Here is a 13,549-nt window from a genome sequence, read left to right as displayed (position 1 = left end):
ATTTGCCAACTTCATTTTTATAAAATTTAAGAGATGAATTTAAACTTACGGGAAATAGCCTCTGCAACGATGATTCTTTTTGCAGTAATTGATATTATTGGAAGTATTCCGATAATAATTAGTTTGAGAAATAAGGTTGGTCATATACAATCCGAAAAGGCAACAATTGTTGCTAGTTGTATTATGATTGCCTTTCTATTTATAGGAGAAGAAATTCTTAAACTAATTGGTATTGACGTTAATTCTTTCGCTGTAGCCGGTGCATTTGTAATTTTTTTCTTGGCTCTTGAAATGATATTGGGGATAGCTTTATACAGAGATGATGTCCCGGAGAGTGCTTCTATTGTGCCTATTGCGTTCCCATTGATTGCCGGTGCGGGAACCATGACAGCCCTACTTGCTCTGCGCGCAGAATTCCATGTAGAAAATATAATAATTGCCATAATACTGAATACAATTTTTGTCTATATTGTACTTAAGTCTTCGAAAATAATTGAACGTTTTCTTGGAAAAAATGGCATCAATATAATTAGAAAAGTGTTTGGTGTTATTTTAATGGCTATTGCTGTAAAGCTTTTTACCTCCAATATAAATGAGCTTTTTCAGTAGTTAAATTATGAGAAACAACATTAACCTAAAACCCGCTGTCCGATGAACAAAGTATTAATGATCGTTTTGATAGTTATTGCCCTTGGATTAATAATATACAATGCATCTTTAGTGGATTATTCCAATCCCTTTGAAGGTGACAGCACCGTAGCCGTAATTGGCATAGTTGTGTCCCTTTGCGCGATAATCTTGCTGCTTATTTTTTGGACCTCGAAAAAGATCCAAAACAAAATCAAAGACAATTAATTAGAGCTTTCTATTAAACCCCTTTCGGTCTGCTGAATTGTTGGTTGATCCAATTCTTTGACCTTTTGCAACATATTGTCCGACGTTGATTTAATTTGCGCTCCAAGGTTAGCCGTAAATAATTGTTCTGCTAAGGCACCTTTTAAATACAGCTTAATTTTAGCCTCGAAATCATAATAATTTAGCTTAACACCTCGATCAATCGAGTAGTCAATAAATTTTTCAAAAAGAATATCATCTACGACAAATTCTGTTAAAAACTGGTTTTCTCCGATATTCGAATACTGCGTCCTATCTTCTTCTAGATGTTCAAAAATAAACCGTGAAATAAATCCTAAGTTGTCTAAGCTTTCTACAGCTTCCTCTTCATTTGTGCCAATGGGCACGAAAACATCTGGAATAATACCCCCTCCACCATACACAACTTTACCTTTTGGTGTTAGAAACTTTAAAGAATCCGCTACCTTAATACTATCAACGGATACCAATTCCCCATTGCTAAAACGCTCTGTGAATCTTTGATAATAATCGTCGTTTCCGTTCTTATATGTCCTTTGTATAGAACGTCCGGTGGGGGTATAATATCTAGATACCGTTAATCTTACGGCAGAGCCATCGCCTAATTCCATTTCTCTTTGCACCAGGCCTTTGCCAAAAGACCTTCGACCCACGATTGTTCCTATATCATTATCTTGTAAGGAACCCGCAATAATTTCACTAGCTGAAGCAGATCGTTCATTAATTAAAACGTATACCGGCTTATTCTCAAAACTTCCTCTGTTGGTAGCAAAGGTTTTCTGGGTCTCACCTTTTTTGTTCTTAGTGAAAAGAATAAGCTTTCCATCTTCAATAAATTCGTCGGCCAATTGTTCTGCTATCCATAAATACCCGCCAGGATTGTCTCTAAGGTCTAGCGTAAGTTTCTTAGCTCCCTGCTGTTGTAAACTTTTCAAAGCCTCTCCAAATTCTCTATAGGTTGACTCGGCAAATCTATTAATTTCGATATATCCCATATCCGGAGTCAACATATAATAAGACTGAACACTTTTAATAGGAATCCTATCTCTATCTATTTCTACTTCAAAAGTTTTCTCTTCAGACTTTCTGTACACTTTTAGTTCTACCGATGACCCGTTAATCCCTTTAAGACGATCTACGATCAGATTGCTAGACAGTCTTTTTCCATACAAGGTATCCTCGTCTGCCATTAAAATCCTATCTCCGGGTTTTAATCCTTTTTTAGCACTAGGACCATTTTCAACCGTCCGAATTACAGTGATAGTATCTCTATACATATAGAAATTAACCCCAATCCCCACAAAATCTCCTTTCATATTCTCGGTGACTCTGGTCATATCTTCCTTGGGAATATATACAGAATGAGGGTCTAATTTATCTAGAATGTTATTCACCGTAACGTCAACTATACTATCGGTATTAATGTCATCGACATATTCGTAATCTATGTAGTCAATTAATCTGTTTAATTTATCCTTCTTAGAATTGGTTGTAAAGAGCTTCTCAGGCGAGTCATTAAAATGTAACTTACCTCCGACCAAAATTCCCACAGACAAGGCCAGTGCAATAACAGTGGGCCATATGTAATATTGCTTTTTCATAATAATTTCACTACTCTAGTCTTCCTCTTCAATCATAGGAATATGGGTCAATTTAACTCCTGCTTTTTCTAAAAACTCCAATCCGGAAGTGTCCTTATAAGCTTGTTTATATACCACTCGTTCTATTCCAGACTGATGAATTAACTTACTACATTCCCTGCAAGGCGATAAGGTAATGTAAAGGGTTGCGCCTTTGCATGACTGTGTCGATGATGCCACTTTTGAGAGAGCATTAGCCTCGGCATGCAATACATACCACTTGGTATACCCTTCATCATCTTCACAGAAATTCTCAAATCCAGTTGGTGTTCCATTATATCCATCGGAGATAATCATTCTATCCTTTACCACTATTGCCCCTACTTGTTTTCTTTTGCAATAAGAGAGCTTTCCCCATTCATATGCCATTCTAAGATAGGCCTTGTCGTATTTTTTTTGTTTAATTTTCTTCACTTAAATAATGTCCCTTTTGGAAAAAAGTTGAAATACTAAGATACTTGCTTTATAATTTCATTACAACCATTAACGGTTAATATTTAATTAAAACCGTTGTTCTGCCCTGAGCTGGGTTATCTTATAAAGATACCTTAAAAGGGCCAAGTCTGATACAACAGTGGTATTGTCATTAATACGACTAATATTAAAACACCGGAAGTACGATGATAGTAGTTAACACCAAAAAGAGAACTAATGGCAGAAGACAGCCCCAATACTATCAGAATAATAAGGAGCTGGGCTAATTCTATCCCGGAGGCAAAGGCAATTAGCGGCCTGAGAATTGTATCTTCTCCTGCGACTATCATTTTAAAATAATTCGAAAATCCCAGTCCATGAACTAATCCAAAAATAAGGGTGCTAAATTCCAGAAAGTGACTTCTTGATTCTCGTCGGGTCCCGTTTATCCAATATAAATTAAAAAGCGCCGTAAAAACTATTGTTATTGGAATTAAGAATTCTACTATTTCTACGTTTGCTTGCAGAAAACCTATACCTGCAAGAGCCAGTGAGGTGCAATGTGCAATAGTAAATATACTTACCAGTATAAATACTTTTTTCCATTCCTTAAAGCTGAATGGAATGGCAAGTGCTGTAAGAAAGAGCAAATGATCGTAGGCGTTTAAGTCTAACACATGCTGCAGTCCAAGATTACAATAAAAAATAAAATCGTACATATCTGTGTCCTTCTTATAATCTAACTTTAGGCCTAAATACCGCGTTCTGCCTGGATATGTTCGTAGGCTTTTTGTACTTCTTTAAACTTTTCTTCCGCTCCTCTTTTTATGGCTTCATCCTTTGTAACTACTTTATCTGGATGGTATTTTTTTGCCATTTTTCGATATGCCGATTTAACCTCGGCATCCGAAGAATTTTTATCTATTTCAAGAATTTTATAGGCATTATCTGCAGCTTTGACGAACATGGCCTTAATACTTTCAAAATCATAAGTTCCAACTTTGAGATACCTTGCAATTTCTCTTATTTTTTCTATTTCTGCAGGTCTTATAGCCCCATCTGCTTGTACAATTCCAAAAAGAAAATGTAACAATTGGAGTCGAACTTCATACCTAGTTCTCTGGTTTAAGTAAGAACATATTTTCTGTGCTGAAATCTCTCTATTCTTTATAACCTCATTAAAGGTTCTGAAAATAGCATTGGCCTTTTCTTTGCCATAAGTACTAACGAAATACTGACGTACATAATCTAGCTCTCTCTGACTAACCTGTCCATCAGCTTTAATGACAATAGAACATAGTGAAAGAAGATTTAATTCAAAATCTGCAGGTGAAACTTGCTGTCTTGAAAAATCCTGAAAAACACTACGTCCTTTATTACCCCCGTAAGTATTATCAATAAAACTCCCAACCAAAAAGCCTATTATAGCCCCCGGAAGGCGAAAAATGAAGTAACCCAATATAGCTGCAACCCATCTTAACATATCTATAAAAAATATATGGGCAAATATAGAATAATCAGAAGAACTGCTATTTTGCAATGACCATAGTTTTCAAGTTAAATACTTCAAATTCCTTATCTTTGCATCATTCATTTTTAAAAAAATAGCATATGTATCCAGAAGAATTAGTAAAGCCTATGAGAGCGGACCTATCTGTAGCCGGTTTTGAGGAATTATATACAGCCGAAGCAGTAGAAAAAGCAATTAATCAAGAAGGAACTACATTGGTAGTAGTTAATTCAGTTTGCGGCTGCGCTGCGGCTAATGCCAGACCAGCTGCAAAAATTAGTCTTAGCAATCCCAAAAAACCAGATCACTTAGTTACTGTTTTTGCAGGGGTAGATACAGAAGCAGTTAATGCCGCCAGGAATTTAATGGTTCCTTTTCCTCCTTCATCTCCAAGTATGGCCTTATTTAAGGACGGAGAATTAGTACATATGATCGAAAGGCATCATATTGAGGGAAGACCTGCCGATATGATTGCGGATAATTTAAAAGAAGCTTACGAAGAGTTTTGTTCATAGGCTAAATCATTCTCCTGATGGTTAAGGCCACCAGTTGAAAATACAAATTTTCGGAATTACCTATTAAAACCGTTCTATTTAGAACGGTTTTATATTTTTGTTCTATGCAAAAGCTTATAGCCTATCCACTAACCCTACTGTACTTCTTTTTTTTTGGAGCAGTCTTATTGCTCTTTCATCCTATTCAATGGATTTGTTTTAATTGGTTTGGATACGAAGCACATAAAAAAAGTGTAAGTATTTTAAATCTTTCACTTTTAAGATGCACGCACATTTTGGGCACCTACTATAGTTTTCGAAATCCTTATGAAATTCCAAAAGACAGACCATTGATTATTGTAGCCAATCACCAAAGTATGAATGATATCCCGCCAATAATCTGGTATATGAGAGATTACCATCCGAAATTCGTCAGTAAAATTGAACTGGGTAAGGGAATCCCTAGTGTTTCTTATAACCTCCGGCATGGGGGCTCTGTTTTAATTGACAGGAAAGATGGCAAACAAGCCCTGACAGAAATCGCAAAACTGGGAAAATACATCGAAAAAACTTCTAGAAGTGCTGTTATTTTTCCTGAAGGGACAAGAAGCAGAAACGGGCATCCCAAAAAATTTCAAACCACAGGTCTAAAAATTTTGCTTAAAAAAGCGCCTTCAGCGCTAATAGTTCCAATCAGTATTAATAATTCTTGGAAAATGTTGCGCTATGGAAAATTCCCATATGGTGTGGGTTCACATATAACACTAGATGTGCATAAACCAATTGAAAACAATAATAATATAGAAGCGGTTATCGCTAAAGTTGAAGAAGAAATTGTACAAGGAGTGACGTCTTTCTCATGAAACATAAGGAACTTATAACCCAAACAGAAACGTTTGTAAAAAATTCGCTTAACAATACAGAAAGTGGCCATAATTGGTTTCATATAGATCGAGTTCGAGCTAACGCCTTACAAATAGCTAAACATGAAAATGCGGATACATTTGTAGTGGAATTAGCTTCGCTTTTACATGATATTGGCGATTCCAAATTTCATAATGGCAATGAATCTATTGGCCCTTCCCGTACAAGAGAATTTTTAATGACATTAAATCTCCACAGGGAGATTTCAGAACATATTGTAAATATTGTAAAACATATTTCCTTTAAAAACACCCTAGATACCACTTCTTCTACTTTTAACTCTTTAGAATTAGACATCGTACAAGATGCGGACAGATTAGACGCTATTGGCGCTATTGGCATTGCAAGAGCCTTTAGTTTTGGTGGCTTTAAAAATCGAGAAATCTATGACCCCTCCATTAAGCCAAACCTGGAAATGACAAAAGAAGAGTATAAGAATTCTACCGCACCGACCATTAATCACTTTTATGAAAAGCTATTACTTGTGAAGGAAGGAATGAATACTTCTTTTGGAAAAAGAATTGCACAGGAACGAGATTTGTTTATGCGCGAATTTTTAGAACAATTCTATAAGGAATGGAAGGGAATTAAATAAGAAATCGATATAACCGACGTAAAAGATGAAATAGTTTTTTGTATTTTCAAGGCTTGTTAAAGTCGAAAATCCTATGAAAAGAAGAAAGTTTGTTAAAAATTTGGCTGCAAGCGCCAGTGTTTTTTCCATAGTTCCAAGTCACGTTTTGGGCAAGAGTCATATCCCTCCAAGCGATACATTATATATAGCCGCTTTTGGTGTTGGTGGTCGGGGTGCAGGGGTCATTAATGGGCTAAACAAAACCAAAAAAGTGAAGTTTGTAGCCATGTGTGATGTTGACGAACGCAGTGCTGCCAAGACCTTTAAGAAATACCGAAAAGCAAAACAATACAAAGACTTTCGCAAAGTCTTTGATTTACACCTTAGTGAAATTGACGCCATTATGGTGGCTAGTCCAGACCATACCCATGCTAGCATTGCTCTCCCTTTTATGAGAGAAAAAAAGCACGCCTATGTTGAAAAACCTTTAACACATAATATCTCAGAAGCACGCTTAATGACCGAAGTAGCAAAAGAGAATGGAATAGTTACTCAGATGGGGAATCAGGGAGCTTCCAGCGATGGCAGTAGACAAGCAAAAGAATGGATAGAATCTGGTGTTATCGGAAAAGTTAATAGAGTAGACTGTTGGACAAATAGACCTGTGTGGCCTCAGGGTATTCCTCTGCCTACCCAGGTCGATGCCATTCCTAAAGAACTAGATTGGGATCTTTGGCTAGGACCTGCAGCATTGAGAGATTATAACAATTCCTATCTCCCATTTAAATGGAGAGGTTGGTGGGATTTTGGCACTGGAGCATTAGGTGACATGGGATGTCATATCATGGAAACACCTTTTGGAGTGCTAGATCTGGGGTACCCTACAGAAGCGGAGGCCAGTTGCACTACCAATTGGGTAGGCGATTTTGTAGAAGCAGACTATAGCGCTTCATGTCCTTCATCTTCCTTAGTCCGGCTGAAATTTAATACTCCAGAACATGGAGATATTGCTCTTAATTGGTATGACGGAGGTTTAATGCCAGACTTACCGGATGCCTTAAAGGATAATGAGAGCATTGGAGATACGGGAGGAGGAAGTATTTTTTATGGCTCAAAAGGTATCCTTATTTGTGACACCTATTCCAGAAATGCGAGACTCTTACCTTCAGAACGCATGAAAGACTATTCGCCTCCTCCTGAAAAATACCTTCGGATTAAGGGAGGTACTGGTGGGCATCAACAAAATTGGGTTGATGCCTGTTTAACAGGAAGTCCTACATCATCTGATTTCAAAAAATCGGGACCCCTCACAGAAGCCGTATTAATGGGAAATTTAGCCATAAAGTCTTTCCAGTATAAAAAGCCCAAAAGCGGAGGTCGTGGATTTGATTATCCGGGAAGAAGAAAAATTTTGTGGGATGGGGATAAGATGGAAGTAACTAACTACAAATTCGCAAATCAGTGGGTAAAAGGAACCTATCGCCAAGGATGGGAACTAACCTAAGGAAACCTCATTTTATCACCTTGTTGACTTAGGGCTCATTAAACAAACTTAGTTGTGGGTCTTTATTATTATTGAACAATGCCGTATTTAATTTAGGGGTTCTAGCTGCTTTAAAATACTTTTGCTTTGCAATTTTTGCAATAGCATTAATTTGTACGGCAATAGGACCTTCTCCTCTATGCCTAATTCCAAACCTGTTATCTTTAAGGCTTCCTCCATGGCAAGAGGCGATTAAAGAAAGTACCTTTTCTTTCTTGTTTGGCATCGCCTTGGCCAGCCAATCTTTAAAGAGGTCGCCAATAGCGCCATTAAGTCTAACTATAGAGTATCCAAAATTTATCGCTCCTTGCTTCGAAACTGCTTCAGCCATATTCATTATTTCATGGCTGTTTATTCCGGGAATAATCGGTGCCAGCATACAACTAACGGGAACATTTTCTTTGGATAATTCAGAAATTGTTTTAAGTCTTTTGGAAATACTGGCCGTCCTTGGCTCTAAAGTTCTTCGTGTTGATTCAGACAGGGAGGTAACCGAAATAACCACTGAAACCAAATTGTATCGGGCCAATTCTTTTAAAAGATCTAAATCTCTTAAAATCAAACTGTTCTTCGTGATAATGCCTACTGGATGCTTGTATTTTAAAAATACTTCTAGGCAAGCTCTTGTAATCTCATAGGTCTTTTCTGCAGGTTGGTAGCAGTCTGTATTTCCCGAGAGCACTATAGGGCTTGCCTTCCAGTTTTTGGATGTTAATTTTTCTTCCAATAAGGTGGGAGCATTTTCTTTTATTAATATCTTTTGCTCAAAATCAAGTCCTGCACTATATCCATAGTATTCGTGAGTATTCCTAGCATAACAATATATACATCCATGTTCGCAACCCTGATAAGGGTTCATAGAGTAGTCTAAGGGAATATCTGGACTCAATACCTTATTGACAATAGTTTTAGGGAATATGGGTAGATATTGCGTACGTTTAGATGACAGTTCTTCCCCCTCTAAACGGCAATATTCTTGAAATGACTTTTCTAATAGATGGAATTCTTTTTGAAATTTGTTTAGGCTATTCTTTTGGGCTCCACGCCCTTTAGCAAATGGATCAGGCTTCAATTTAAATAGGATTTATTCCAAATTTATGGAATAAATCCGTAATATGAATATTTAATTTAAGCTAACATTAACCAATTGTTTTTTACTTCCCCTTTTAGCGTAAAAGATTAGATTATTCTCTTTATAATTCAATAGGGGCTTGGAGACCATTAAAGGAAGTCGAGCCTCTTTATCATCAATTATCTTTTTATAACTCATCTTTCCTTCTTCATTCAATTGAATCACAAAAACATTTCTATTTCTGCTTAATCCTTGTTTAAATACCAGTCTTTCATTATTTAACAATTGTGGGTTTTCTGAAGCTGTACTTATAAAGAAGAAGGTATCATTATTTTTGCTTAGCGAACTATAGGATGCATAAGCTCCATCTCCCTGTGTAACTTCCGATTTATTGATATTTCTTGCCCAAAGCATTTCCCCTGAACTATTCAATTTTACACTTACAATATCGTTATAATGAAATCTTTCGACCCTTAGTCTACCCCCACTAGAATTTGCCTGAATACTTGTGGTTACAAAATACTCTTCCGCATTGAAAAGAATAGATTTGTCTTCGGTAAAACTTACGTTCTTAAAAACAAGATTTTTTACCTGCTCTGCGTTCTCTTTCCCAAACTTATCATTCATGAATTGATCTGAAAAGGGATTGTATTTAAAAATTGAAATATCTAAGGTGTTCGGATTCATTTTAAAAAAAGAAACTCCGTTATATCGATTGTCTTTTCGATTGGCATAAAATCCGACACAATACAAATCCGTCTCGTATAAAACAGGTTTTAGGGCTTCAGAATATTTGTTATCAACATCAAAAACTTTTGTTTTGTAACCCTTAGAGTCTACTTTTATTAATTCATACTGAAACTTTCTTTCCTCTGCTTTAAACCTTTTTTTTGTAAAGTAAGCTTTTGCGATTATAAATGTTTTGGTAAGATCTGAAGAAAACGCCATACTCTCGAAAGCGTAATTTTTGTTTTCAATAGCATCTGAAAAGTCTTTTTCAAAAATTTTCTTTAGGGAGGAGTTAAAAGCATATATGAAATGTTTATTCGTTTTTCCCTTTTTAAAGTGTGTGCTGATTACAAATCCCGAATTGGATTCATCGAATAAAGCAGTTGTTGTAAACCCACGGTTAAAATCCCTGTTATAATAATTATGATCATATGGATCATCTACTTGCAAGGAAGCTATGGAAAGGATTTTATCTACGGTAAAATTAAAATCCGAAATTGGGCTTCTGTAAGCCAAGTAATCATAGCTGGCAGAGACTTCATTATAATCCAGAAATAGCATATACAACTGTCCATTTGCAACATAGCCATTAATAAACTCGGGCCCTTTGAGTTTTAGATTATATTCCTCTACTAACTTTAGATCGCTATCATAATGTTCTATAAAATAACCTTTAGGTTTAAGAATCATTCCTGTAAAATATGATCTTACCAAGATACTTCCGCCATAACCGTCATCAGAAATTGTAACTAAGTTAGAATACTTATATCTATCCGGATATTTTTCACCAAAATTATAATCTACAGGAGTATCTTGTCCGTAAGTAAGTGAAATCGCAAAAAATAGGGTAATACACAGCTTTAAGTTCATTAGAAATAAAGAATTTTGGCCATCTAAACTCCTGGGAAATCCGCTTTGCGTTTCCCCAAAAATGCCTGAGTACCTTCCTTGAAATCTTTGGTTCCAAAGCAATCGCCAAAAGCATCAATCTCAGTTTTATAACCATTCATATTATGATTAAAACCGGCATTTACTGCTTTTATTGCATAAGAAATTGCGACAGGTGAATTTTTAGAAATAGAATTTGCAGTCTTTAGACCTTTTTCTAGGAGTTCTTCCATAGGTACCACATGATTTACTAATCCAATCTCTTTTGCCCTATGGGCGTCTATCATATTAGCGGTCATTATCAACTCTAAGGCTCTCCCCTTACCTATTAATTGTGGAAGTCTTTGGGTGCCTCCATAGCCAGGAATTACACCTAAAGAAACTTCTGGCAGTCCCATTTTTGCATTGGTACTTGCAATTCTAAAATGACATGCCATAGCCAATTCTAAGCCTCCTCCCAGGGCAAAACCATTAATTAGTGCAATAACCGGAGTACCCAAATTTTCAATATAATCGAATAACGACTTATGACCCTTGGCGGATAGCTCCTTCCCCTGTTTTACAGAATAGTCTGAGAATTCGGATATATCAGCTCCTGCAACAAAAGCTTTTTCCCCTTTACCGGTAATAAGTATTACTCTAATACGGTTATTCTCATCTAATTTCTTTAAGGCCTTACTTAATTCCTTAATAGTTTCTTTGTTTAATGCATTTAACTTAGCAGGGCGATTTATGGTAATAGTTGCCGTTGGGTAGTCTGTATGAACTTCGATGGATGTATAGGTCATGGGTATTTTATTTGTGTATTTTGCTTTTCTTTGGAAATCGAACAGTAAAAACAGTTCCCTTCTTCGGTTGAGAGGTAAAATCAATAGAACCTCCGTAGGTTTCAACTATATTTTTGACCATTCCCAACCCCAATCCCATTCCACTGGTTTTAGTGGTAAATTTTGGTTCGAAAATTTTAGCCTTTACATCGTCCTGAATTCCAATTCCGTTATCAGCAACTGTTATTTGAACCTTATCCTCCATGGATGAGACAGAAACTAATATTCTTGGGTCCACCACATCTGGAACGGCTTGAATTGCATTTTTAACTAAATTAGTTATAACCCGTATTAACTGTGTTCTATCTAACTCGGCCGTTATCTCTTCCTCTTTTGCCGTGAAATGTATATATTTTTCATTAAATATATCTACGGCTAGTTTTACTATATTAATTACATTGATATCTTCGTTCTGCTGTGCTGGCATTTCTGCAAAATTCGAAAAAGCAGATGCAATACTGCTCATCGTATCTATTTGTTGTATCAAAGTATTCGAATACTCTTTTACCTTGATAGTTATCTCAGGGTCCTCAGGATTAAACTTGCGTTCAAAACTTTGGACACTTAGGCGCATAGGGGTTAGAGGGTTTTTGATTTCGTGTGCAACCTGTCTCGCCATTTCTCTCCAAGCCTGTTCTCTCTCACTTCGTGCTAGTTTTACTGCACTGAGCTCTAACTCGTCGATCATAGCATTATATGAATCTATTAATTTACCAATTTCATGCCCGGGATTTTCAATAAATATCTTTTCGTTTGTTCTATTTATATCCGTAGTAGATAGTTTATCCGAGATAGTTTGAAGAGAACGGGTGATATATTTAGAAATAAAATAGGCAAAAACGATAGCGGAAACCAGCATAAACAAATAAACCACTGCTAAGCGCATTAAAAACTCTTTGAGTTCCATATCATTGAACGAATTGTCCTCGTAATAGGGAATATTCAAAATCCCTATTGGCTTAAACTTTTCATCAGTTATATAGGTGAAGGAAGCCTGATACTTATCCCCAGCTTCAGTATCATCGAAGACATACCTCTTATTAGAAGATTCGGCAACATGGTCTAATATCTCTTTTTTTAGATGAGAGTTAATTGAATCGTTCCGAAAACGTGGCTTTGAGCTTTTTATTAGATTTCCTTGTAAGTCATATATATTGAAGTTTACATTCTGCACATCAGCTATCCTATAGATATCATCTCTAAAAATTAAAGCCAAATTGTCGGTAGTAATTGGATAGGTAGTCTTTTGTAATGTATAAGCTATACTTTGCTTTATTTGAGCCTCTTTTCGCTCTAGTCTTATTTGGTGGTAGTCATTAGACTGTTCCCTGTACTGATAAATAGTAACCCCTGCTATCAATATAGAAGCAATCAATACCAAGAGAATCATGGTAACAAAAATGCGCGACCTTAAAGAGAGTTTCTTAAACAAGAATTTCCAATTTGGAATTAAAGATAACAATAATCAGGCCAAAGCATCAGTATTATTTGGGTCCTAATAGCTTTTAAGCTTCAGGCTTTTTCTCGCGTATTTTTTTATACAAACGAATCCCTAATGCTAATAGGATAACTAGGGTAAACAAACCTGCAATTCCATAAATCCAATTAAAAGTTCCCTTAAGAATTACTAAAAATGTAATCGCAAACAACGCTAAAGTGGCACCTTCATTCCAAATTCTCATGAATTTAGAAGAATACCTAATCTTGTCCTTTTGCAGTTCAAGGAACATTTGGTGTGTTTTTAAATGATAAAAAATCAAAAGCACAACAAAGGACAATTTAATATGCATCCAGGGTTGCTGTAACCATTCAGGAACAATTACCAACAGCCAAATTGCAAAAATAGTAGCTAAACAGGCAGAGGGCCATGTAATTATATACCAAAGCCTTTTCTCCATAAGCTTAAACTGATTACCTAAAATTTCCTTCTCAGGAGATGTTTTTAAGGATGATTCTATATGATAAATAAAAAGACGTGGAATATAAAACAATCCAGCAAACCACGTAATTACAAAAATTAGGTGTAGGGCTTTAATATAGTTGTAATACTGTTCCAAAACG

General features: G+C 36.1%; 15 protein-coding genes. 6 read left to right on the top strand and 9 right to left on the bottom strand.

All coding sequences use genetic code 11. From position 1 onward, the window contains the following. Window positions 1-33 precede the first annotated feature (33 nt). Together PXG98_RS04285 and PXG98_RS04280 are read left to right on the top strand one after the other, a co-directional pair. The gene (locus PXG98_RS04285; RefSeq protein ID WP_276389174.1) at window positions 34-609 is read left to right on the top strand and encodes a MarC family protein; all 576 of its coding nucleotides are present in this window, start codon (window positions 34-36) and stop codon (window positions 607-609) included. A gap of 42 nt (window positions 610-651) precedes the next feature. Beyond that, window positions 652-855: a hypothetical protein gene (locus tag PXG98_RS04280; protein WP_276389173.1), complete on the top strand. Its 204-nt coding sequence runs from the start codon at window positions 652-654 to the stop codon at window positions 853-855. Here the strand turns inward: PXG98_RS04280 and PXG98_RS04275 are convergent. From PXG98_RS04275 to PXG98_RS04260, 4 genes are all read right to left on the bottom strand, one after another. Further along, window positions 852-2,474, bottom strand: coding sequence for a S41 family peptidase (locus tag PXG98_RS04275; protein WP_276389172.1), 1,623 nt, complete (start codon window positions 2,472-2,474; stop codon window positions 852-854). The two genes, PXG98_RS04280 and PXG98_RS04275, sit on opposite strands and share 4 nt — an antisense overlap. Before the next feature lie 15 nt (window positions 2,475-2,489). Next, window positions 2,490-2,927: a deoxycytidylate deaminase gene (locus PXG98_RS04270; protein ID WP_276389171.1), complete on the bottom strand. Its 438-nt coding sequence runs from the start codon at window positions 2,925-2,927 to the stop codon at window positions 2,490-2,492. A gap of 134 nt (window positions 2,928-3,061) precedes the next feature. After that, window positions 3,062-3,646 carry a HupE/UreJ family protein gene (locus PXG98_RS04265; protein ID WP_276389170.1) on the bottom strand — a complete coding sequence of 195 codons (585 nt, stop codon included), beginning with the start codon at window positions 3,644-3,646 and terminating at the stop codon, window positions 3,062-3,064. Window positions 3,647-3,678: 32 nt separating this feature from the next. Next, window positions 3,679-4,410, bottom strand: coding sequence for a tellurite resistance TerB family protein (locus tag PXG98_RS04260; protein WP_276389169.1), 732 nt, complete (start codon window positions 4,408-4,410; stop codon window positions 3,679-3,681). 128 nt (window positions 4,411-4,538) lie between these two features. Between PXG98_RS04260 and PXG98_RS04255 the strand changes: the two genes are divergently transcribed. From PXG98_RS04255 to PXG98_RS04240, 4 genes are all read left to right on the top strand, one after another. Next, the gene (locus tag PXG98_RS04255) at window positions 4,539-4,952 is read left to right on the top strand and encodes a BrxA/BrxB family bacilliredoxin (protein WP_276389168.1); all 414 of its coding nucleotides are present in this window, start codon (window positions 4,539-4,541) and stop codon (window positions 4,950-4,952) included. Between the two features lie 104 nt (window positions 4,953-5,056). Then, entirely contained in the window at window positions 5,057-5,794 is a 738-nt protein-coding gene (locus PXG98_RS04250) for a lysophospholipid acyltransferase family protein (protein WP_276389167.1), read from the top strand. Further along, on the top strand, window positions 5,791-6,450 hold the full coding sequence (locus tag PXG98_RS04245; protein WP_276389166.1) for an HD domain-containing protein: 660 nt from the start codon (window positions 5,791-5,793) through the stop codon (window positions 6,448-6,450). Before PXG98_RS04250 ends, PXG98_RS04245 begins: the two co-directional genes overlap by 4 nt. Window positions 6,451-6,523: 73 nt before the next feature. Continuing rightward, the gene (locus tag PXG98_RS04240; protein WP_276389165.1) at window positions 6,524-7,933 is read left to right on the top strand and encodes a Gfo/Idh/MocA family protein; all 1,410 of its coding nucleotides are present in this window, start codon (window positions 6,524-6,526) and stop codon (window positions 7,931-7,933) included. Window positions 7,934-7,961: 28 nt separating this feature from the next. Here PXG98_RS04240 and PXG98_RS04235 read toward each other — a convergent pair whose 3' ends face one another. The 5 genes from PXG98_RS04235 to PXG98_RS04215 form a co-directional block, all read right to left on the bottom strand. Further along, window positions 7,962-9,044 (bottom strand): PA0069 family radical SAM protein, encoded by a 1,083-nt coding sequence (locus PXG98_RS04235; RefSeq protein WP_276389164.1) that lies wholly within the window; start codon window positions 9,042-9,044, stop codon window positions 7,962-7,964. A gap of 51 nt (window positions 9,045-9,095) precedes the next feature. Next, window positions 9,096-10,643 carry a hypothetical protein gene (locus PXG98_RS04230; RefSeq protein ID WP_276389163.1) on the bottom strand — a complete coding sequence of 516 codons (1,548 nt, stop codon included), beginning with the start codon at window positions 10,641-10,643 and terminating at the stop codon, window positions 9,096-9,098. Window positions 10,644-10,666: 23 nt separating this feature from the next. After that, complete coding sequence (locus PXG98_RS04225; protein WP_276389162.1) at window positions 10,667-11,449, bottom strand: enoyl-CoA hydratase/isomerase family protein; 783 nt, start codon at window positions 11,447-11,449, stop codon at window positions 10,667-10,669. Between the two features lie 7 nt (window positions 11,450-11,456). Then, window positions 11,457-12,878, bottom strand: coding sequence for a sensor histidine kinase (locus PXG98_RS04220; RefSeq protein ID WP_276389257.1), 1,422 nt, complete (start codon window positions 12,876-12,878; stop codon window positions 11,457-11,459). Between the two features lie 115 nt (window positions 12,879-12,993). Then, window positions 12,994-13,545 carry a CopD family protein gene (locus PXG98_RS04215; RefSeq protein WP_276389161.1) on the bottom strand — a complete coding sequence of 184 codons (552 nt, stop codon included), beginning with the start codon at window positions 13,543-13,545 and terminating at the stop codon, window positions 12,994-12,996. Window positions 13,546-13,549 lie beyond the last annotated feature (4 nt).

The sequence above is a fragment of the Eudoraea chungangensis genome, from assembly GCF_029360665.1.
Classification (GTDB): Bacteria; Bacteroidota; Bacteroidia; order Flavobacteriales; family Flavobacteriaceae; genus Eudoraea; species Eudoraea chungangensis.
The sequence above is the reverse complement of the archived record's forward strand: the minus strand, read 5'-3'. Positions and strand labels throughout refer to the sequence as shown.